A 21,056-nucleotide genomic window follows, 5' to 3' on the forward strand; every position below is an offset into this window, starting at 1 on the left:
TGCTCCTCGCCCCGGCGGCTCGGCCGGGGGCTCTACACCAAGCGGCCAGCGCTCAGCAGCGGCTCGCCGCGCAGTTGGACGTGGGGTTGTTGTAGGCCGGGGGCGGCGGCTGCCGGACGACGCGCGGCTCCACCGGCGCCACCGGCGCGGTCCGCACGGTCGTGGTCGGCGGGGGCCGGATCACGGCCGGCGGCTCCTCGTCGGGCGGCCGCACGCGGCGCGTCCGGGCCGGCGGCTCGCGCGTCGCAGGCGGCTCGCGCGTCGCCGGCCGATCGGCCTTGTCGCCGCGATCGGTCTTGTCCGGCCGGTCCACGGGCGTCTTCACGATCGGCGCGTCGACGGCCTTGGGCGGGTCCACCTCGTGGTCGACCGACAGCCCCGGCGGCAGCGCCGCCACCTCGAGGGCGTCCTGCAGCCGCTTGTAGGTGTCCGGGCTCCGCGCCACGCCGGTCACCTTGAGCGTGCCGTCGCTGACCACCACGGAGCCTTCCGAGAGCTCCGCCACCCGCTCGGCCGCGAAGGTCGCCGCCGCCCGGAAGTCGAAGCCGGCGCCGGCGGCGATGCGCGTCTCGTCGTTGAGATCGAAGCCCTTCGGCAGGGCGGCGCGCAGCACGTCGGCGACGCGCCGCCGCTCGTCCTCGCTCGGGACGTAGCCGGTCAGACGCAGCCGGTTGCGCTCGAGCCTGGCGGTCCAGGTGAAGGGGGCGACCGTCGCCGGCTTCACGTCGAGCCGCGCCTTGGCCCCGCCCGGCAGCGATCCGCCGAGGTCCTGGAGCAGCGCCTGGTGGGCCTCGGGGGTCGCCGCGGTGCCGTCGAGGGCCACGCTGCCGTCCACGATCGAGACCGTGCCGCTTTCCAGCCGCTGGGCCTGGGTGACCGCGATGCGGACGATGTCGCCGAAGCGGTCGGGCGCCCCGTCCCCGACGAGCAACTCGTCGCTGACCTTCCAGCCGCCGACCGCGCCCGCCGAGGCGAGGAGGTCGCGCCGGGCCTGCTCGGAGGGCATGTAGCCGGAGATCTTCACCTCGCCGCCGCGCTTCACCAGTTGCCACGTGTAGGGCGCCACCACGGGTGCGTTGGCGCTGAAGCGGGAGACCCGGAAGGTGCCCGGCAGGGCCGCCTGCAGGGTCGCGCGCTTCAGCCCGTCGAAGCTGTCGGGCGCCGCACCCTGGCCCTCCAGCGTCACGGACCGGTCGGACAGCACGATGCGCCCGCGCGCCAGCCGCGGCACCTGGTCGAGCGCCACCTTGGCGGCGGCCACGAAATCGGCCGGCGCCCCGTCCGCGATCCGGCTGTCGTCCCGGACGGTCCGTCCCGCGGCGGCCGTGCCGGCCGCGGCCGCGATCTCCCGCCGCGCCTCCTCGGAGGGCACCACGCCCGTGAGCGTGACCGTCCCGCCATCGACCAGCACCGACCAGTCGAAGGGCGAGACCACCGGGGGCTTCAGCGCGAAGGCCATGCGGGCGCCGCCCGGCACCGCGTCCCGGCTCGCCGCCGCCGCCCCCGCATAGGCCTCCGTGCTGCGCGCGCGGCCCTCGATCCTGAGGTCCGCATCCGCGATCGAGACCCGCCCCTCCGCCATCTCGGCGAGCCGCTGCAGGCCGAAGCGGGCGGTCTCCGCAAAGCCGGCCGGGGCGCCGCGCGCCACCTTCAGGTCGTCCGAAACCGAAGCGTTGGCGCCGGCGCGCCGCGCCTGGTCGATAAGGGGCTGGCGCAGGTCCTCGCTCGGGATGTAGCCCGCGAGGCGGACCCGGTTGCCGGTCACGTCGGCGCTGAACACGTAGGGGGCCACCGTCGCGGGCGTGATCACGCTGCGCGCCACGCTCGTGCCCGCCGCCGGCTTGCCGAGGTCCCGCTGCAGGGCGATGTGCATGTCGGGCGTGGCCGCCGTGCCCTCGATCGAGAGCGCCGTGTCCTCGTAGGCCGCCGTGCCGGTCGTCAGCCGTGCCGCCTGGGTCAGCGCGTAGCGGATCATGGGAAGGAAGGCGTCCGGGGCGCCGTCGCCGATCATCAGCTCGTCGCGCACCGCCGTCGCGCCGAAGACGCCGGCCGCCGCCTGCATGACGTCCCGCCGCGCCTGGTCGTTCGGTGCGAAGCCGGCGATCCGCGCCTGGCCCCGGTCGACCGTGACGGACCAGGCGTAGGGCGAGATGCGCGGCGGGTCGACCGCGATCCGGGCGAGGCGGTAGCCGGCCGGCAGCGTGCCGGCCGCGGCGCGGCGCAGGTCGTCGTAGTCGACCGGACCCGCCGCCAGGCCCTCCACCGACAGCCCCTGGTCGCGCAGCAGCGCACGGCCGCGCTGCAGGTGCCGCGCCTGATCGGCGAGGTGGCGCACGGCGGCTGCGAAGTCCGCCGGCGCGCCGTCGGCCACCCGCGTCTCGTCCTTCAGCGTGCGCCCGGCGATTGCCTGCCCGGCGATCCGCGCCGCCTCCGCCTTCGCCTCCGCGCTCGGCGCGAAGCCGGAGAGCACCACCGACTGCGGGTCCACGACGATCGCCCATTCGAAGGGGCTCGCGACCGCGGGCCGAACCTCCGAGACGAGGCTGCCGCCCGCCGGCACCGGGTCCCGGTCGCGCGCCACGACCTGCTGGTAGGCCTCGTGGCTGCGGGCGCGGCCTTCGAGCCGCAGCGCCGCGCCGTTCAACGTGGCGCGGCCTTCGGCAAGGTCGGTCAGGCGGCCGGCCGCATAGCCGGCGAGGTCGGCGAAACCGGATGGCGCCCCCGCCGCCACGAGGCTCTGGTCGGTGACCGTGGCGGCCGGCTGGGCGCGCTTCAGCGCCTCGACGACCTGGCTGCGCACCTCTTCGCTCGGCACGTATCCGCCGATCCGGATCCGTCCCTGGCCGAATTCGGCCGACCAGCCATAGGGCGCCACGGTCGCGGGCACGAAGGCGGCGAGCCGCGGGGCCACCCCGGGGGCGAGCTTGCCGAGATCGCGCAGGGTCGCCGCATAGGCCTCCGGATTGGCCGCGGTGCCCTCAAGCGCGAGGCTGGCATCCTCGATCGCCACCCGCCCGCCCGCGAGCCGCGGGATCTGGCCGAGCGCGAGTCGCGCGGTCTGCAGGAAGCCGGCGGGCGCGCCCTCGCCGATCATCATCTCGTCTTCGATCTTGAGCCCGGGCGCGGCCTCGCGCGCGGCGGCGACCACCTCCTGCCGCGCCGCCTCGCCCGGCACGAAGCCGGTCAGCCGCAGGCTGCCCATGGCCGAGGTCGCCACCCAGGGATAGGGCGAGATGCGCGGTGCCCCGATCGTGTTGCGCTCGACGACGAAGCCCGGCGGCAGCTTGTCGGGCGCGAGTGCCGCCGTCAGGGCCATGAAGGATTCCGGGCTCGCGATCTGGCCGTCGAAGGCGAGCGTCCGGCCCGACAGCGAGACGCGACCCCGAGCGATGTGCGGCACCTGCTCGAGCGCGAAACGCGCCGCGCGACGGAATTCCGGCGGCTCGCCATCCGCGATGCGGGTGTCGTCCCGCAACGCCCGCCCGCCCGCCACCTGGCCGGCGGCGGTCGCGAGGTCGGACTTCGCCTCGTCGGAGGGCACGAACCCGGTCAGCGCGACCGTGTCCCCGTCGATCGTAATCGCGAAGTCGAACGGCTGCACCAGCGGCGCCCGGATCTGGGCCGTGACCTGTCCGCCCTGGACCGTCGCCGCCTTCAGCGCCGCGAAGCTCTCCGGGCTGCGGGCCCTGCCTTCGATCGCGACGGTCGTCCCGGACACGGACACGCGGCCGAGGGACAGGCCGGCGAGCCGGTCGATCGCGAAGCCGGCGAGGTCCTCGAAGCCGGCCGGCGCGCCGCCTGCCACGCGCGTGTCGTCCTGGACGGACTGGCCCGCGAAGGCACGCCGGGCCGTATCGATGAGCCGCGTCCGCGTGCCGTCGTCCGGGACGTAGCCGCCGAGCACGACCCGGCCGGGCTCCAGCTCGGCCACGAAGGTGAACGGCACGATCTCGGCCGGCCGGACCGCGAGGCGGTTGCGCCAGTTGCCGGGCAGGGGGCGTCCGAAGTCGCGTTGCAGCGCCCGGTAGCTCTCCGGCGTCGCCGCCGTCCCCTCGATGGCGACGTCCGGTCCCTCGATCTTGACCGAACCGCTGGCGAGGCCCGCGAGGCCGCCGGTCGCCAGGCGGACCATCTCGACATAGTCGGGCGGGGCGCCGTCGGCGACCCGGATCTGGTTGACGATCTGGGCGCCGGGAAGAGCGCGCGCGATGCTCTCCTGGATGAGCTGGCGGTCGCCTTCGGACGGGGCGAAGCCGGAGAGCTTGACGCTGCTCCCGTCCCGAACCGCCTGGAGGCCGTAGGCGCCCGGGGCCGGTCCCGCATCCGGCGCGGGCCCGCGCGGGGCGACCATCGCCCAGTAGACGGCGCCCGCGGCGACGATGAGTGCCACCAGGACGGCCGCGATCGCCGCGAACGATCCGCGCCGCGGCGCCCCCTCGGACGCCCCGGCGGCGGCCGGCGCGGCGGACGGCCGGGCGCCGCCGGTGACCACGGAGCCCGTGTCCGCGCGGCCGGCCCCGGTCATCTGGCTCGGCCGTTCGACCCGCGAAGCGGTCACGGCCCGGGCAGAACTGACCGAGAAGCTGATCGTGCGGCTCGGATCGTCCGGCGCCGGGAGGCTCTCAACCGCCGGTTCGGCGGCCCAGCCCAGCGCGGCCCTCAGTTCGCCGATCGACTGCGGCCGTTCCTCCTCGTCGAGACGGAGCGCGCGGTCGATCCCGTCGAGGAAGCGTGCCGAATATCGGTTCGGCTGCAGCGCCGCGTCCGCGGCCGGGACATAGGGGTCGGTCCCTGTCCCGGCGCGCCGCCCGAGGCGCATCACCCGGGTCACGGACGCGATCGGCGGGCTGCCCGCGACCGCCCGGTACAGGACGGCCCCGAGCGAGTAGATGTCGGTGTAGCGCCCGTGCTGCCCCGGACCGTCCGAATCGGTCTGCTCCGGCGGGGCGTAGCGCATCTGCGCGACCATCTTGGACGAGCGGTCCCGATCGATTCCCTGGCCGGCCGCGCCGAAATCGATGAGCACCGGGTCGCCGCTCGGCCGGATCATGATGTTGCGGGGCGTCAGGTCCCGGTGCATCGTGTTCCGGTCGTGGACATAGTCCACGGCCTCGAAGACCTTCTCGAACAGGAAGCGCAGCTCGTCCTCGGACGGCGGTGTCCCCCGCGCCGTGAGCCACTGCTCGAAATTCGCCCCCTCGACATACTCCATGACGAGGTAGCAGGTGTTGTTCCAGCGGATGAAGTTCTCGCCGCGGATGATGTACGGATGCTGGAAGCGGTTGACGACCGCCTTCGCCTCTTCCTGGAACTTCTGCAGCGCGTACTCGTAGGTCCCTTCGCTGACGGCGGTGTCGACCACCACGGTCGCGCCCGTGCGCGAGGAGATGTCGCGGACGTAGAATTCCTTGATCGCCACCGTCTTGTGGGTGACGTCATTGAACCCCTTGTAAGTGATGCCGAATCCGCCCGCGCCCAGGATCTCCGTGATCCTGTAGCCGGCCACCTCCGTTCCGATGTCGAGGGCGTAGGGGTACCGCGGGTCTTTCATTCAAAATCCTGATCAGAACCGGGCCCACTATGCCAGCAAAGGCCGCCCGTCGCCACACTGCCAGGGGTGTGCGCGCCAATCCAGACCGCCGCCGCTGAACCGGCGGTGAACGAATTCTCCGTCCGTCCTGGCCGGCCCGCCGCCCGGGAGTGCCGGCCCGTCCGGAGCAAAAAAGAAGGGACCGCGCGGGGCGGTCCCTTCGGGATCTCGTGCGGTCGGCGGCTCAGAAGCGGCGGTCGACCCGCAAAAGGAACGAAAGCCGGTCTGTGTCGCGGAGGTTGAACTTGTCGCCGGTCGCCGGGTTCTTGACCACGTAGGACGAGGACCCGCGCGTGAAGTCGATCATCGCGTAGCCGAGTTCGGCACCGATGCGGAAGTTCTGGGTCGGCGACCATTCGACCAGCGCGAGCGTCTTGTACAGGTCGTAGTCCGCGCGCGGGCCGACCCCGAAGAGGAGCGTGCGGAAGTCGTCCTCGACCTTGGCGTAGCCGATGCTGCCGGCCAGCCTGATGGTGTCGGTCACGCCGTAGCCGGCGCCGATATGGCTGGACAGGATCTTGGTGGGCAGGAACTTGCCGCTCGTGATCCGGCTGAACCCGTCTGTCGTGGCGAAGCCGGTGCCGCCGCCGAGACGGTCGTCATCGGCGCCGACGCCGGAGAACTGGCTTGCCCCGTTGGTATAGGCGAGGCCGGCGTAGACGCTGCCCCGCGGCGTGAAGCGCCACTCGCCGCCCACCTGGGCGGCATAGCCCCAGTCGTCCGCCCCGCCGACGTTGACGTTGGCGGGCGCCCTGTTGACCCCGTTGACGATGACGTTTCCGGTCGCGAGCACGAAGGGCGAGCGGATGACGTGATGGGCCGCCGCCGACGCCTGCACGGTAAAGGTCGGGCTGGTGAACTTCACCGTCCCGATCACGTCCGGATACTTGAAGCCCGCGTAGTTGGACCCGGCCGGCGAGTTGACCCCGTAGGGGCCGATGAAGCCGCGCCGTGCGATCGTCGGATCCTCGAGGGCCAGGGTGGCCGAGAACCCGCCCTGGCTGACCGTGTAGGCCAGCATGTTGGTGCGCTGGTCGGCCGTCAGCGGGTTCGAATAGGTCAGGAAGAAGGGCAGGTTGAAGTACGAGTAGGTAATGCCGGCCGTCAGCCCGCCCCACTGCACGTAGCCCTCGCGCAGGATGGTGCGGTTGAAGCTCAGGTTCCGGGCCGCGAGCGTGACGGGGTCGAAGGTCTCGTGGAACGTGCCGTTCTCGAACTCGATGCGCGCGACGCTGCGCAGCAGGCCGTACTCGGTGCCCGTGCGGGCCTCGAAGTCAATGCGGGCGCGGGCCAGCGTCGAGATCGCGTTCCAGTTCCGGTAGGGGTAGGGCGTGACATAGCGGTTCGCCTGCTGGACGAAGCGCTCCTGCGCGTAGTCCGCGTCGAACCGGACGCCGCCGCCGATCCTGAGGCAGGTCTCCGTCCCCGGAATGTAGAAGAAGCCGGACCCGTACGCGTCGCAGACCTTGACGTAGTCGACCGCGGCCGGAGCCGGGCGCCCGAGATCGGCCGCGCCTGCCGGGGACCCGACCCAGCCGGCCATCGCCGCACCCATCAGTGACACCAGTACGCGCCGCATCGCACACATCCCCTGAGGCAATCGTCTGTCAGCTTATAGACCGATTCCGTCCAAGACCACGTTACCGGCGGCCGCGGAGCACCGTATCCTGCGGTTTCGCCGCCACCAGTTGCGCACCTGCAACAAGGCCGGGTCCAGGCCGTAACGTCAGGTCGGCCGCGGGGGCGCGGGCAGGTAGCCCTGGCCGTGTTCGCGCAGGAAGGCCGCGAGCGCGCTCGGGGCCGGCAGCAGCCGCCGGTGCCGCAATTGGACCACGTACCAGGCCCTGAGGATGGGGAGACCCCTGACGTCGAGCACGACCAGTCGCCCGTCCCCGATCTCCGCCGCGATGGTATGGGCCGAGATGAACGCGATGCCGAGACCGGCCATCACCGCCTGCTTGATGGTCTCGTTCGATCCCATCTCCAGGCCGACCCGCGGCTGCAGCCCGTGGCCGGCGAAGAACCGCTCCATCAGGATCCGCGTCCCGGAGCCGGATTCGCGCAAGAGGAAGGTCTCGTCCGCCAGCGCCTCGGGCGCGAGGTCCCGGGCCGCCGCGAGCGGGTGGTCGGGCGGGGCGATGACCACGTGCGGATGCGGCCCGATCTCCGACAGCTCGACCTCCAGCTCGTCCGGCGGCCGTCCCATGATCGCCACGTCGACCGCGCCCTCCTTGAGCGCCGCGATGATCTCGCCCCGGTTGCCGATCGTGAGCTTCAGCTCCAGGCCCGGATGCGCCTTGAGGAAGTCGGCGAGCGCCCGCGGGGCGTAGTACTTGGCCGTCGAGATGACCCCGACCGAAACGACCCCGCGGCCGGCACTGCGCAGCGCCTCGAGCGCCCGCGTGCAGTCGGCCAGCGCCAGCTCGATCCGCTCCACGGTCGCCAGCACCTCCCGGCCGGCCTCTGTCAGCCGCAGCCCGTCGGCGAGCCGCTCGACCAGCGGCAGCCCGGCCGCCTCCTCGAGCTGGCGCATCTGGACGGTCACCGCCGGGGGGGTGAGATGCAGCGCCTCCGCCGCGCCCGCGAAGGAGCCGCTCCGCATCACGGCAGCCAGCGCGCGCAGCTGCTTGAGGGTGACGTGCCGCATGGCTCTCCGCTCCAGCCTCGGAATTTCAGGAAATTTAATGCTTGGCCAAAATATCCCAAATTTACTTAAGCCGCACCGCGGCAGATGATCCTGGTTGCGGACAGCGTGTCGTCCGGGTGAGCGCCGCTCCCCGGCCCGGCCGGTCCGCAAGGGAGCGAAACATGAAAATCACCCAGGGCCTGTTCACCTTCCTGCCGGAGCTCACGGAGGACCAGATCCGCCGACAGGTCGAATACTGCCTCGCCAACGACTGGGTCATCAGCATCGACATGACCGACGAGATCGAGTCCCGCGCCACCTACTGGGAGTCCTGGGGCGACCACGACGTCGCCGCCGGAGGTGTGGCGGGCGTCATGGAGGCGATCCGGGTCTGCCGCAACGCCAACCCGCGCCACCACGTCCGCATCAGCGCCCATGATTCGAGCCGCGGCTTCGAGGAGGTCCGCCTCTCCTTCATCATCAACCGCCCGCGCGAGGCCTCGGTGTTCCGCATGGAGCGGCCCGAATTCGCCAACCGCGCGCCGCGCTACCGCGTCCAGCCGCCCGCCATGGAGCGCCGCTTCGGCGGCATGCGCGGCTGAGGTCCGACTGACGCGCGAAGGCGACGGCCGCCCGTGAGCCCGGCGCGGACCGGCTCGGGGCAGCCGAGCGTGGAAATGCGCCGCATGGCCGGCGCCGCCCCGATCGACTAGGATCCGCCTCCTGACGGATCCTCGCCCCATGATGTCCGATTCCTTGCCCGGTCCGGATCCGGCGCCCTCCGGGACGCTGGACCTGAAGGCGCTCTATGCGGAAACCGAGATCGGCGCGCTCCTCGCCGAGCTCGATCGCGACCTCGTGGGCCTCGAGCCCGTCAAGCGGCGGATCCGCGAGATCGCGGCTTTCCTGCTGGTGGTCCGGGCGCGCCAGCGTCTCGGCGTTCCGACCCAGCCGCCGACCCTCCACATGTGTTTCACCGGCAACCCGGGCACCGGCAAGACGACCGTCGCCTCCCGAATGGCCGGCATCCTGCACCGCCTCGGCTACATCCGGCGCGGACACCTGGTCGCCGTCACGCGCGACGACCTCGTCGGCCAGTACATCGGCCACACGGCTCCGAAAACCAAGGAAGTCCTGAAGCGGGCGCTGGGCGGCGTCCTGTTCATCGACGAGGCCTACTACCTCTACCGGCCCGAGAACGAGAAGGACTACGGCCAGGAGGCGATCGAAATCCTCCTCCAGGTCATGGAGAACCAGCGCGACGACCTGGTCGTCATCCTGGCGGGCTACAGGGAGCGGATGGAGGTCTTCTTCGCCGCCAACCCGGGCATCCGCTCGCGCGTCGCCCACCATGTCGAGTTCCCGGACTACTCCAACGAGGAGCTCTTCGAGATCGCCGGCCGCATCGCCGCCCGCGAGGGCTACCGCTTCTCCGCGGAGGCCGAGGCGGCGCTCGCCGACTACGTCGCCCGCCGCCGCACCCAGCCGAACTTCGCCAACGCCCGCTCGATCCGCAACGCCGTCGATCGCGCGCGCCTGCGCCAGGCCAACAGGCTCTTCCAGGGATCCGGCATCGTCGATCGGGACATGTTGATTACCATCGAGGCTTCGGACATACGAGCAAGTCGTGTCTTCAGGGACTAGTCCGGCCGGGGAGCCTCCGCGCGTGATGATGAAGCCGTCGCTCGACGACGTGCTCGCCGACTGGGCGGCGGGCGTGCCCGCCCGTGCCGAGATCGCCCGGACGGTGGCGGCGCTCGCCGCCGCCGCCGCCGAGATCGCCGGCCTGGTCGCCGACGGCCCGCTGGCCGGCGCGCTCGGCGCCGCCGTCGCCGAGAACGTCCAGGGCGAGGTCCAGAAGGAGCTCGACCGGATCGCCGACGATCGCTTCCTCGCCGCCGCCGCGGCCTCGCCCGTCGCCGCCTTCGCGTCCGAGGAGCGTGACCACCCGGTCGTGCTCGATCCCCGCGCGCCGCTGCTCCTGGCCGTCGACCCCCTCGACGGCTCGTCCAACATCGACACCAACGTCTCGATCGGCACGATCTTCTCGATCCTGCCCGCCCCGCCGGACTTCCCCGCGCTCGCCGCCGAGGCCGGCGCGGCCCTCGAGCATGGCCCGTTCCTGCAGCCCGGCCGCGGCCAGCTCGCCGCCGGCTACGTGATCTACGGACCGCAGACCGCCCTTGCCCTGACGCTCCGCGCCGGCACCATGCTGTTCACGCTCGACCGCCGGTCCGGCACCTTCCGCCTGACCACGCCCTCCGTCCGGGTCCCGGAGCGCACGCACGAGTTCGCCATCAACACCGCGAATTCCCGTCACTGGGACGATCCCATCCGCGTCTACGTCGAGGACTGCCTCGCCGGCGAGGAGGGACCGCGCGGCGAGAACTTCAACATGCGCTGGATCGCCTCGCTGGTCGCCGAGTGCCACCGGATCCTGGTGCGTGGCGGCGTCTTCCTCTACCCCTCCGACCGCCGCCGGGGATACCACGAGGGCCGGCTGCGCCTCGTCTACGAGGCGAACCCGATATCGCTGCTCGTCGAGGAGGCCGGGGGTGCCTCGACCACGGGCGAGGTCTCGATCCTCCACGTCGAGCCGCGCCACCTGCACCAGCGGGTGCCCTTCATCTTCGGCTCCAAGACCGAGATCGAGCGGATCGAGCATCACCATGCCGATCCGCATCCCCACTCCGAGCGCTCCCCGCTGTTCGGCCGCCGCGGCCTGTTCCGGGCCTGACGGAGATCATCGCATGTCGGTCCGCCACCCGATCATCTCCGTCACGGGCTCCTCCGGCGCCGGCACCACCTCGGTCAAGAAGATCTTCGAGCAGATCTTCCGGCGCGAGGGCATTGAGGCCGCCTATATCGAGGGCGACGCCTTCCACCGCTACGACCGCGCCACGATGCAGCGCGTGATGGCCGAGGAGGCCGCCAGGGGCAACAACAACTTCAGTCACTTCGGCCCGGACGCCAACCTTCTCGAGGAACTGCAGGAGGTGTTGCGGACCTATGCCGAGCACGGCCGCGGCCGCACCCGGCTCTACATGCACGACCGCGAGACCGCCGAGGCCCACGGCCTGCCCGAGGGCACCTTCAGCGACTGGGAGGATTTCCCGGCCGGAACCGACATCCTGTTCTACGAGGGCCTGCACGGCGCGACGATCACCGACAGGATCGACATCGCCCGCGTCGCCGACCTGAAGATCGGGGTCGTCCCGGTGCTGAACCTCGAGTGGATTCAGAAGATCCACCGCGACCGGCAAACCCGCGGCTATTCGACGGAAGCCGTCATGGATACAATTCTCCGCCGCATGCCGGACTACGTCCACTACATCTGCCCGCAGTTCACTGAGACCGACATCAACTTCCAGCGCGTGCCCACGGTCGACACGTCCAACCCCTTCGTGGCGCGCTGGATCCCGACGCCGGACGAAAGCCTCGTCGTGATCCGCTTCAAGAGCCCGCGGGGGATCGATTTCCCGTACCTGATCTCCATGATCAAGGACAGCTTCATGAGCCGCGCGAACTCGATCGTCATCCCCGGCTCGAAGCTCGACATCGCCATGCAGCTGATTCTGACGCCCATGATCCTTCAGCTGATGGACCGGAAGCGCCGGGCGCTGTAGAAGCGGCGCCGCCGGCCCGGCTCGGGCCTGCCTCTTGCCGATGCAGAGCCCCTGAAGATCCGATGTCGAGCGACCGGCCGCCGTACGGCCGGCCGGAGGAGCGATACGATGACCGTCCCCGCCCGCGATCTGACCTGGCCCGTGACCGCGGCGATCCGCGCGCTCGCCATGGACGCCGTCGAGCAGGCGAAGTCCGGCCACCCGGGCGCCCCGATGGGCATGGCCGAGATCGCCGCCGCGCTCTGGCTGAAGCACCTGAAGCACAACCCGGCCAACCCGCACTGGCACGACCGCGACCGCTTCGTCATGTCGAACGGCCACGGCTCCATGCTGGTCTACGCGCTCCTGCACCTGTCGGGCTACGACCTGCCGATCGACGAGCTGAAGCGCTTCCGCCAGCTCCATTCCAGGACCCCCGGCCATCCCGAATGGGGCTACACGCCCGGCGTCGAGACGACCACCGGCCCCCTCGGCCAGGGCCTCGCCAACGCGGTAGGCATGGCGATCGCCGAGAAGACGCTCGCCGCCCAGTTCAACCGCCCCGGCCACACGATCGTCGACCACCGGACCTACGTGACCGTCGGCGACGGCTGCCTGATGGAGGGCATCAGCCACGAGGTCTGCTCGCTCGCCGGCCGCCTCGGCCTCGGCAAGCTGATCGCCCTCTACGACGACAACGGCATCTCGATCGACGGCAAGGTCGGCGACTGGTTCGCCGACGACACGCCCGCCCGCTTCGAGGCCTACGGCTGGCACGTGATCCGGGCCGTCGACGGCCACGATTTCGATGCCGTCGACGCCGCCATCGCGGCCGCCCGCGCGGTCGCCGACAAGCCCTCCCTGATCTGCTGCAAGACGGTCATCGGCAAGGGCTCGCCCAAGAAGCAGGGCCACCAGGACAGCCACGGCGCGCCGCTCGGCGCCGACGAGATCGCCGCCGTGCGCGCCGCCATGAACTGGCCGCACGCCCCCTTCGAGGTGCCCGCCGCGGTCTACGCGACCTGGAACGCGCGCCAGAAGGGTGCCGAGGCCGAGGACGCCTGGACGGCCCGTTTCGCCGCCTACCGGTCGGCCCACCCGGAGCTCGCCGCCGAGTTCGAGCGTCGCATGGCCGGCGACCTGCCGGCCGACTTCGCGACCTTCGCCGAGGCCGCGCTCGCCGAGACCCAGGCTAAGACCGAGGTGATCGCCACCCGCAAGGCGAGCCAGAACGCCCTCAACTTGCTCGCCCCGAAGCTCCCCGAGTTCCTCGGCGGCTCGGCGGACCTGACCCACTCCAACCTGACGAACTTCAAGGGCACGCTGCCGATCACCTCCGACCCGGCGGGCAACACGATCCTGTACGGCGTGCGCGAGTTCGGCATGACCGCGATCGCCAACGGCATCGCGCTGCACGGCGGCTTCCTGCCCTTCGTGGCGACCTTCCTGGTCTTCTCGGACTACGCCCGCAACGCCGTGCGCATGTCGGCGCTGATGCGCCAGCGCGTCGTGCACGTCTACACCCACGACTCGATCGGCCTCGGCGAGGACGGTCCGACCCACCAGCCCGTCGAGCACGCCGAATCCCTGCGCCTGATCCCCAACCTGCAGGTCTGGCGCCCGGCCGACCCGGCCGAGACGGTGGCGGCCTGGACGGCGGCGGTCGCCCGCAAGGACGGGCCGAGCGCGCTGCTCCTGTCCCGCCAGGGCCTGCCGGTGCAGCCGCGCGACGCCGACGGCCTCGCCGCCATCGCGCGCGGCGGCTATGTCCTGCGCGAGGCGGCCGGCGCCCGCGTCACCCTGCTCGCCACCGGCTCCGAGGTGAAACTCGCCACCGAGGCGGCGGACAGTCTGGCCGCCGAGGGCATCCCCGCGCGGGTCGTCTCGATGCCTTGCACCGAGCGCTTCGACGCCCAGGACGCGGCCTGGCAGGCGGCCGTGCTGCCGCCCGCGATCCCCGTCGTCGCCGTCGAGGCCGGCTGCACCCGCGGCTGGTGGAAGTATGTGGGCCGCACCGGCAAGGTCGTCGGCATCGACCGCTTCGGCGAATCCGCCCCCGAGAAGGCCGTCTACGCCTATCTCGGGGTCACCGCGGACGCGGTGGCCGAGGCCGCGCGGTCGGTGGCAGCCAAGGGTTAGGCAGTCGGGATGAGACAGTCGGCAGTCTGGATTGGGCAGTCGGCCGTTGGATCCTGCCGCCTACTGCCTACTGCCCACCCTTCTCACTTGCCCGGCATGCCCGGCCATTTGCCGAAGGCGGCGGTCAGGTTCTTGCCCGCCTCCTCGGCCATCTTCATGGCCTGCCGGTTGTAGTCGGTGACGAGGCCCTGGAAGAACTCCATCTGGATTCGCCCGACATCCATGGGGGTCTTGGCCTCCGTGAGGGCCCGGACCGTCTCCATGTCCTTCCGCATGCGCTCCTCGACGAAGCCCATCGTCTCGCGCGACAGCTTCTGGATCCGCTCGATCATCTCCGTGTTGCCGCCCGGCACGCCCTTCGGCGCCTGCGACCAGAAGGACGCGAGGTCCTTGGTCCAGTCCATGTTGGGCCAGCCCTCGAAGGGGTTCTTAGGTTCGTTTGCCATGGTGTCGTCCTCCCTGCTCCGATCACCGAGGTAAGACGGATACTCCGCGAGAGTCCAGCAGGTTCCGAGGCGCAGGCGGGAGCTGCCGATCGCGGGCGACCTCCCTGGCGAGCCACGCGGCTGCTGCGAAGCACACGGCGCCACCGATGACGTCGACGAAATAGTGGCCGCCGATCGGGAGGACTCCGCCCAACGCCGCTGCCGCGAAGAGGATCGTGGGCCACCTTACCCAAGGAATGCCCCGAACGCTCCAGGCCAGCATCAGCGCCATGGCCGTATGGAACGATGGAAAGGTGACCACGCCGGGAAGGCGTCCGAGATCCAGCGTCCTCACCGCGCCGGAGCGCCAGGCGTCCAGGACGCCGAGATGATAGACGCCCGAACCTGCCGGCAGGGCGCGCTTCATCTCCTCGGAGATCGGCAAATGGAGGAAGGCGCCCTGAGCGGGCAAGACGATCGACACCGTGCAGGCGAAAGCGAGGGTGACGACATAGATCAGGCAAAGTTCCCTCACCCGATCCGATCGCCCAAGACCGGCCAGACCGACGACAGCCAGAATGAGAGCTCGGTCGATCTTGTCATAGCCGAAGAAGATCGTCGGAATCGCGTACGGGACACGTTTGAGTCCAAGGACGAGGGCTTCCGGATCGTATCCGAGAGTGCGGTCGGCCTGGGCCAGCCACGGGTCTATGAAGGGAAGCTCCAGCCCGAGCGCCACGATCGCGGTCGCACCGCCCATGATCGTGGTGAAAAGCATGGCTGCGAGGCACTGGACGGCGAGCCGGACTTGCGGGCGGTCGACCACCGTGCGGTAGCCGATATGGATCGTGGCCAGAAACCCGAACACGAAAGCGAAGTGGGGCCCACTCGCGAAATCTACCGATGCCGAAGTCAGCAGAAGAAGAAAAGAAAAAACACAGATCTGAAATCCCAATGTGCTCAGGATAACGACATTCATTATTCGGAATTGATAACGGGACATGGACTATACTCCAGGTAAGGAGCAGACTATGCCGGTGTCACGTTGAAAGGAGGTTATGAGACTCAGGCACAACTGGAATTCGACTGCGATCATCCGTTCGGACATCAGCCGAAGGACGACTTGTCGCCGTTGAAGGGGTCGACTAATCCAGAACCGGGTCGGCGCCGGGCCGGCTCCCTTGAAATCGCGAGTGCGACCCGTGACGCTCCACAACACGCCGCCCTACGTGCACATGCCGCTCTTCCCGCTCTCGCAGGACGACACGCCCTACCGCAAGCTGACGGGCGACTTCGTGTCGTTGGAGCGATTCCAGGGCCGCGAGATCCTGGTGGTGGCGCGCGAGGGGCTGCGGCTTCTCGCCGAGGCGGCGATGGTCGACATCAACCACCTGCTGCGCCCTGGCCACCTCGCCCAGCTCGCCCGGATCCTGGACGACCCGGAGGCGACCGACAACGACCGCTTTGTCGCCCACGACCTCCTGAAGAACGCCAACATCGCGGCCGGCGGCATCCTGCCCATGTGCCAGGATACCGGCACGGCGATCGTGATGGGCAAGAAGGGCCGGCACGTCTGGACCGACGGCACCGACGAGAGCGCGATAGCCGAAGGCATCCGCGACGCCTATCTCAAGAAGAACCTCCGCTACTCGCAGCTCTCGCCCGTCTCGATGTTCGAGGAGAAGAACACCCGCAACAACCTGCCGGCGCAGATCGAGCTCTACGCGGAAGGCGAGGACGCCTACAAGTTCCTCTTCGTCGCCAAGGGCGGCGGGTCTGCCAACAAGACCTTCCTCTACCAGGCGACGCCGTCGGTCCTGACCGAGGACCGGCTGATGGCCTTCCTCAAGGAGAAGATCCTGACCCTCGGCACCGCGGCCTGTCCGCCCTACCACCTCGCGGTGGTGATCGGCGGCACCTCGGCCGAACTGACCCTCAAGACCGTGAAGCTCGCCTCAGTCCGCTACCTGGACGGCCTGCCCACGCAGGGCTCCGACCAGGGTCACGCCTTCCGCGACCTGGAGATGGAGGAGAAGATCCACAAGCTGACCCAGAGCCTCGGCGTCGGCGCCCAGTTCGGTGGCAAGTACTTCTGCCACGACGTCCGCGTGGTCCGGCTGCCCCGCCACGGCGCCTCGCTGCCGATCGGCCTCGGCGTCTCCTGCTCCGCCGATCGCCAGGCCCTCGGCAAGATCACCCGCGACGGCATCTACCTCGAGGAGCTCGAGCACAATCCGGCGCGGTTCATGCCCGAGGTCGACGAGGCGCGGCTCGGCGGCCATGTCGTGAAGGTCGACCTCAACCGGCCGATGCCGGACATCCTCGCCGAACTCTCCCGCCACCCGATCAGGACGCGCCTGTCCCTGACCGGCCCGCTGATCGTCGCCCGCGACCTGGCGCATGCCAAGATCCGGGAGCGGCTCGAGCGCGGGGAGGGCATGCCCGAGTATTTCCGCAACCACCCCGTCTACTATGCCGGTCCGGCCAAGACGCCGGAGGGCTACGCCTCGGGCTCCTTCGGGCCGACCACCGCCGGCCGCATGGACTCCTACGTCGACCAGTTCCAGTCCTTCGGCGGCTCGATGGTCATGCTCGCCAAGGGCAACCGCTCCGCCGCGGTCCGCCAGGCCTGCAAGGCCCACGGCGGTTTCTACCTCGGCTCGATCGGCGGCCCGGCGGCCCGCCTCGCGCAGGACTGCATCAAGAAGGTCGAGGTGCTCGAGTATCCCGAGCTCGGCATGGAGGCGATCTGGCGCATCGAGGTCGTCGACTTCCCGGCCTTCATCGTCGTCGACGACAAGGGCAACGACTTCTTCCAGGAACTGAACCTCGGCTGAGGGCCCGCGCCGCTCAGCTCGCCTGCCGACGGTGCGCGAACTGGGCGAGCGTCTGCTTCGCCTTGGCGGGCGCCAGCTTGGCGAAGTCCTCGCGCTCGAATCGCGCCTGCGTGTCGGAGAAGCGCAGCCGCCGCTGGCGCAGCTTGACCACCTGCGCCCAGGTCGCCTCCTCTATGTCGAGCGCCCTCAAAACGTTGACGATGCCGTTGGCGTCCGAGCGCACCAGCACTTTCAAGATCGACAGCTCGTCGATGTGCGTGATGGCCGTGAGCAGGGTGGCGAGGTCGTTGTAGCGGTCCGCGGCCGCCAGGGCGAGGACCGCCGAATCGAGGGTCCTCTCCTTCGCGGCGACCTCCTGGATGAGCTTGCCGATCTCCACCGGCCGCGTCGCCTCGGGGAACGCGATGGCCACCGGCGGCGGTGTCGCCGGGGCGGCCTCGATCGGCGCGGGCCGTGCCATCCGGCCCCTGAGGCGCTTGGCGACCAGCATGACCAGCCGCTCCGCATCACCCTCCGGCAGATCGTTGCGCAGCGCCAGGATGCGGCAGAGTTCCTCGTCGTCCGCGGCCCGGTCCACCAGCTTGTGGGCCGAGGCGTCCGAGATCTCCGAACTGGTGTTCTCCGCCACAGCGCGCAGAACCAGGACGTTGCCGCGCGAGACCAGCACGTCGGTCACGCGGAAGCTCAGGTTCTCGCGGCCCGCGATTGCGATCCGGTGCCCGTCGTCGAGGCGGAACGCGAGGTCGGCGAGGTCGTCGTCGGTGAGATCCGGATTGCCGGCCAGGATCGGCGAGGCCACCAGCAGCACGTCGGAGGCGAGGGCGAGCACCAGTCCCTTCGGCAGGCCGGCCTTCGACCCCAGCCGCGCCGACACCACCGAGCGGGCCTCCTCGCCCGTATGGGGCAGGAGCTTGTGGGCGATGTCGGCGAACAGCGACACTTCCTGGGCGGTCGGCTGCCGCCCGTCGAACAGCATGGACGACAGCATGGTGAGCAGCGCGTCGCGTCCGGCTTCGGAGCGATCCGCCAAGACTGACTGCAACTGTTCAAGCATGCGCCAGTGCCTTCTCGCCAAACGCCATCTGCCCCTCGGCCCTGTCCGCCGGCAGAACTGTAAGAACAAGGGATAGCACAGACCAGTAAGCCGTCCGTTAAATACCTGCGGCTGGGTTCGGCATCTAAACTATTCACTTAACCGCATGTGTAGGCCGCATACCCGGCCGGCGCCCCTCTGGCCGCGCATCCCGGCCGAGCCCGCAAGTCCCTTGCGTGACCCTCAGATCACAGCGCACGCGAATGTGACCCTCCGGCGGCGGTTTCGCGGCCGGCGGCCTTGCCTCGCCATCGGGCCGTCAACAATATGGCAACCGGAAAACCTGCAGATTTGCTCCGCAGAGCGCTTTTTCGCGCGGGTTGTTGTCCGAAGGCTTGGAGAAATTCGGTATGCGCGCAGGCATGACGGCGGCGGTGACCCTGGCGGCGGGTCTCCTGGCTGCGGTGACGGTGGTCAAGGCGGAATACAATCCCGGAGTTCAGGTGCGCTACGACGCCATGGGCAACGCGGTCGAGGGGCCCGGCATCACGCCGACGACCTCATCCTCGGCCGGCCCCAGGTACACGCCCATCCCGCGCGAAGTCGTCGACTTCAAGGGCCCGAACCTCGGCAGAGGCAACATCCTGATCAATACCGCCGAGCGGCGCCTCTACCTGATGCTCGGCGACGGCAAGGCCCTGAAATACGGCATCGGCGTCGGCCGGCCCGGCTTCACCTGGGGCGGCACCCATTCGGTGACCCGCAAGGCCGAGTGGCCCGGCTGGACCCCGCCGCCGCAGATGCGCAAGCGCGTCCCGAACCTGCCGGCCTATATGCCCGGCGGCCCGGACAACCCGCTCGGCGCCCGCGCCATGTATCTGGGCTCGACCTTCTACCGCATCCACGGCTCCAACGAGCCCTGGAGCATCGGCCAGGCGGTCTCGTCGGGCTGCTTCCGCATGACCAACGATGACGTTACGGACCTCTACGAGCGCGTCAAGGTCGGCGCGCGGGTGACCGTCGTCCACGATTGACGCGTTCGGGCCGGGGGGCCTCGGGGGCTGACGGGTTGCGGGGCCGGCGAGCGTATCGCCGGCCTCGTCCGTTCCGGACGACGCCCGCGGCGGGCCTCAGCGGCGCGCGTCGCGGCCCAGGCCCTTGGCGTCGAGCTCGGCGAGATACTCCCCCCAGATCCGCTCGCGGTCGCGGCCGAGCGTCAGAAGGTAGTCCCAGCCGTAGATCCCGGACGAGTGCAGGTCGTCGAAGGTGAGGCGGACCGCGTAGTTCCCCACAGGCTCGACCGCCAGGATGCGCACGTCGCGCTTGCCCGGCACGGTCTTTCGCTCCGCCGGAGAGTGGCCCTGCACCTCGGCGGACGGGCTCGTCACCCGCAGGTACTCGGCGGCGAGCGGGTGGGATTCGCCGGTGTCGAACGACACCGTCAGGGTCCGCTTGTCGGCGGCGAGCCGCAGTTCCGTCGGCCAGGGAGTAGCGGCAGTCATCGACAGGATCCTCGGGGTTCGCGTCGGCCCTTCAGATACGGCGCCCCGGGGCGTGGAGCAAGCCTTCACCAGACCGGCAGAGGACGCCGGCCCGCCCGTTGATTTCGCCGCGCGAGGGCCTATGGTTTGCGCCCGTCCTGGCGGCGGCAGGCTCGGGAACCCATATGAGCACGGCAAGAGGTGCGGAGGATGGATCGATGACGGCACAGAGCGCGGCCCCCGCGCCGGCGGCCCCGCTGGTGGACCCGTTCGGACGGGCCATCTCGTATTTGCGGGTTTCCGTGACCGACCGCTGCGACTTCCGCTGCGTCTACTGCATGGCGGAGGACATGACCTTCCTGCCGAAGCGCGACGTGCTGAGCCTCGAGGAACTCGACCGGCTCTGCTCGGCCTTCGTGACGCGCGGCACGCGCAAGCTGCGCCTGACGGGCGGCGAGCCGCTCGTTCGCAAGGACATCATGACCCTCTTCCGCTCGCTGTCGCGCCACCTGGAGTCCGGAGCCCTCGACGAGCTGACCGTCACCACCAACGGTTCGCAGCTCGCCCGCTACGCCGCCGAGATGAAGGCCCTCGGCGTGCGTCGCATCAACGTGTCGCTCGACACGCTCGACCCCGTGAAGTTCAAGGCCATCACCCGCTGGGGCGACCTCGCGCGCGTCCAGGCCGGGATCGACGCCGCGCTCGCCGCCGGCCTGGAGGTCAAGATCAACGCGGTCGCGCTGAAGGGCGTCAACGAGCATGAGGTCGACGACCTGATCCGCTACGCGCACGGCTCGGGCATGGACCTGACCCTGATCGAGACCATGCCGCTCGGCGAGATCGACGGCGACCGCACGGAACAGTACCTCCCGCTCTCGCGCGTCCGCGCCGATTTGATGGACCGCTGGACCCTCGACGAGATCGACTACCGCACCGGCGGCCCGGCCCGCTACGTGCGCGTCCGCGAGACCGGCGGCCGGCTCGGATTCATCACGCCGCTGACCCACAACTTCTGCGAATCGTGCAACCGCGTGCGCGTCACCTGCACGGGCATGCTCTACATGTGCCTCGGCCAGGAGGACTCCGCGGATCTGCGCGCGCCCTTGCGCCAGTCCGAGAGCGACGCCCTGCTGCACGCCGCCATCGACGAGGCGATCGGCCGCAAGCCGAAGGGCCACGACTTCGTCATCGACCGCCGCCACAGCCGCCCCGCCGTCTCCCGCCACATGAGCGTCACCGGCGGTTAGGCCAACGGACGTCCGCCCTCCGACGTCCCGCCCCGCAGCCCCGTAGCCCCGGATAAGTCGCGTCACCGCCGAT

General features: G+C 70.3%; 15 protein-coding genes. 8 read left to right on the forward strand and 7 right to left on the reverse strand.

Going from position 1 to position 21,056, the window contains the following annotated elements:
* Positions 1-52: 52 nt before the first annotated feature.
* The 3 genes from WBG79_RS07870 to WBG79_RS07880 all read right to left on the reverse strand — a co-directional run bounded on the left by WBG79_RS07870 (position 53) and on the right by WBG79_RS07880 (position 8,237).
* Positions 53-5,551 (reverse strand): BON domain-containing protein, encoded by a 5,499-nt coding sequence (locus tag WBG79_RS07870; protein WP_337356556.1) that lies wholly within the window; start codon positions 5,549-5,551, stop codon positions 53-55.
* A 223-nt stretch (positions 5,552-5,774) separates the two neighbouring features.
* Positions 5,775-7,169, reverse strand: coding sequence for a porin (locus tag WBG79_RS07875; protein ID WP_337356557.1), 1,395 nt, complete (start codon positions 7,167-7,169; stop codon positions 5,775-5,777).
* 147 nt (positions 7,170-7,316) lie between these two features.
* Positions 7,317-8,237 (reverse strand): LysR family transcriptional regulator, encoded by a 921-nt coding sequence (locus WBG79_RS07880; RefSeq protein ID WP_337356558.1) that lies wholly within the window; start codon positions 8,235-8,237, stop codon positions 7,317-7,319.
* Between the two features lie 161 nt (positions 8,238-8,398).
* On the opposite strand from WBG79_RS07880, the gene WBG79_RS07885 reads away from it, so the two are divergent.
* From WBG79_RS07885 to tkt, 5 genes are all read left to right on the forward strand, one after another.
* A complete protein-coding gene (locus WBG79_RS07885) occupies positions 8,399-8,818 on the forward strand; it encodes a ribulose bisphosphate carboxylase small subunit (RefSeq protein WP_337356559.1) in 420 nt (139 codons plus the stop codon).
* Between the two features lie 139 nt (positions 8,819-8,957).
* Positions 8,958-9,860, forward strand: a complete 903-nt coding sequence (cbbX, locus tag WBG79_RS07890) for a CbbX protein (RefSeq protein WP_337356560.1) — start codon at positions 8,958-8,960, stop codon at positions 9,858-9,860.
* 25 nt (positions 9,861-9,885) lie between these two features.
* Complete coding sequence (locus WBG79_RS07895) at positions 9,886-10,953, forward strand: class 1 fructose-bisphosphatase (protein WP_337357905.1); 1,068 nt, start codon at positions 9,886-9,888, stop codon at positions 10,951-10,953.
* 13 nt (positions 10,954-10,966) lie between these two features.
* Complete coding sequence (locus WBG79_RS07900) at positions 10,967-11,842, forward strand: phosphoribulokinase (protein WP_337356561.1); 876 nt, start codon at positions 10,967-10,969, stop codon at positions 11,840-11,842.
* 108 nt (positions 11,843-11,950) lie between these two features.
* On the forward strand, positions 11,951-13,960 hold the full coding sequence (gene tkt, locus WBG79_RS07905; protein WP_337356562.1) for a transketolase: 2,010 nt from the start codon (positions 11,951-11,953) through the stop codon (positions 13,958-13,960).
* A gap of 83 nt (positions 13,961-14,043) precedes the next feature.
* Here the strand turns inward: tkt and WBG79_RS07910 are convergent, their stop codons facing one another.
* Together WBG79_RS07910 and WBG79_RS07915 are read right to left on the reverse strand one after the other, a co-directional pair.
* Positions 14,044-14,406, reverse strand: coding sequence for a phasin family protein (locus WBG79_RS07910; protein WP_337356563.1), 363 nt, complete (start codon positions 14,404-14,406; stop codon positions 14,044-14,046).
* Positions 14,407-14,428: 22 nt separating this feature from the next.
* On the reverse strand, positions 14,429-15,388 hold the full coding sequence (locus WBG79_RS07915; protein WP_337356564.1) for a phosphatase PAP2 family protein: 960 nt from the start codon (positions 15,386-15,388) through the stop codon (positions 14,429-14,431).
* 232 nt (positions 15,389-15,620) lie between these two features.
* Here WBG79_RS07915 and WBG79_RS07920 point away from each other — a divergent pair, with 232 nt between their 5' ends.
* On the forward strand, positions 15,621-17,222 hold the full coding sequence (locus WBG79_RS07920; protein ID WP_337357906.1) for a fumarate hydratase: 1,602 nt from the start codon (positions 15,621-15,623) through the stop codon (positions 17,220-17,222).
* A gap of 13 nt (positions 17,223-17,235) precedes the next feature.
* Here WBG79_RS07920 and WBG79_RS07925 read toward each other — a convergent pair whose 3' ends face one another.
* Positions 17,236-18,252, reverse strand: a complete 1,017-nt coding sequence (locus WBG79_RS07925; RefSeq protein ID WP_337356565.1) for a DUF2336 domain-containing protein — start codon at positions 18,250-18,252, stop codon at positions 17,236-17,238.
* A 413-nt stretch (positions 18,253-18,665) separates the two neighbouring features.
* Between WBG79_RS07925 and WBG79_RS07930 the strand changes: the two genes are divergently transcribed.
* The gene (locus WBG79_RS07930) at positions 18,666-19,289 is read left to right on the forward strand and encodes a L,D-transpeptidase (RefSeq protein WP_337356566.1); all 624 of its coding nucleotides are present in this window, start codon (positions 18,666-18,668) and stop codon (positions 19,287-19,289) included.
* Between the two features lie 96 nt (positions 19,290-19,385).
* On the opposite strand, the gene WBG79_RS07935 is transcribed toward WBG79_RS07930, so the two are convergent.
* The gene (locus WBG79_RS07935; RefSeq protein WP_337356567.1) at positions 19,386-19,757 is read right to left on the reverse strand and encodes a DUF971 domain-containing protein; all 372 of its coding nucleotides are present in this window, start codon (positions 19,755-19,757) and stop codon (positions 19,386-19,388) included.
* A 197-nt stretch (positions 19,758-19,954) separates the two neighbouring features.
* On the opposite strand from WBG79_RS07935, the gene moaA reads away from it, so the two are divergent.
* On the forward strand, positions 19,955-20,983 hold the full coding sequence (moaA, locus tag WBG79_RS07940; RefSeq protein WP_337356568.1) for a GTP 3',8-cyclase MoaA: 1,029 nt from the start codon (positions 19,955-19,957) through the stop codon (positions 20,981-20,983).
* Positions 20,984-21,056: the final 73 nt, after the last annotated feature.

This window comes from Prosthecomicrobium sp. N25, from assembly GCF_037203705.1.
Taxonomy (GTDB): Bacteria; Pseudomonadota; Alphaproteobacteria; order Rhizobiales; family Ancalomicrobiaceae; genus Prosthecodimorpha.

Bases quoted from the DNA above. Each gene is read 5' to 3' on its own strand.
- WBG79_RS07880 (WP_337356558.1), bottom strand. From the start codon at position 8,237: ATGCGGCACGTCACCCTCAAGCAGCTGCGCGCGCTGGCTGCCGTGATG.
- WBG79_RS07910 (WP_337356563.1), bottom strand. From the start codon at position 14,406: ATGGCAAACGAACCTAAGAACCCCTTCGAGGGCTGGCCCAACATGGAC.
- WBG79_RS07935 (WP_337356567.1), bottom strand. From the start codon at position 19,757: ATGACTGCCGCTACTCCCTGGCCGACGGAACTGCGGCTCGCCGCCGAC.
- WBG79_RS07885 (WP_337356559.1), top strand. From the start codon at position 8,399: ATGAAAATCACCCAGGGCCTGTTCACCTTCCTGCCGGAGCTCACGGAG.
- tkt (WP_337356562.1), top strand. From the start codon at position 11,951: ATGACCGTCCCCGCCCGCGATCTGACCTGGCCCGTGACCGCGGCGATC.
- WBG79_RS07915 (WP_337356564.1), bottom strand. From the start codon at position 15,388: ATGTCCCGTTATCAATTCCGAATAATGAATGTCGTTATCCTGAGCACA.
- moaA (WP_337356568.1), top strand. From the start codon at position 19,955: ATGACGGCACAGAGCGCGGCCCCCGCGCCGGCGGCCCCGCTGGTGGAC.
- WBG79_RS07895 (WP_337357905.1), top strand. From the start codon at position 9,886: ATGATGAAGCCGTCGCTCGACGACGTGCTCGCCGACTGGGCGGCGGGC.
- cbbX (WP_337356560.1), top strand. From the start codon at position 8,958: ATGATGTCCGATTCCTTGCCCGGTCCGGATCCGGCGCCCTCCGGGACG.
- WBG79_RS07920 (WP_337357906.1), top strand. From the start codon at position 15,621: ATGCCGCTCTTCCCGCTCTCGCAGGACGACACGCCCTACCGCAAGCTG.
- WBG79_RS07875 (WP_337356557.1), bottom strand. From the start codon at position 7,169: ATGCGGCGCGTACTGGTGTCACTGATGGGTGCGGCGATGGCCGGCTGG.
- WBG79_RS07930 (WP_337356566.1), top strand. From the start codon at position 18,666: ATGCGCGCAGGCATGACGGCGGCGGTGACCCTGGCGGCGGGTCTCCTG.
- WBG79_RS07900 (WP_337356561.1), top strand. From the start codon at position 10,967: ATGTCGGTCCGCCACCCGATCATCTCCGTCACGGGCTCCTCCGGCGCC.
- WBG79_RS07870 (WP_337356556.1), bottom strand. From the start codon at position 5,551: ATGAAAGACCCGCGGTACCCCTACGCCCTCGACATCGGAACGGAGGTG.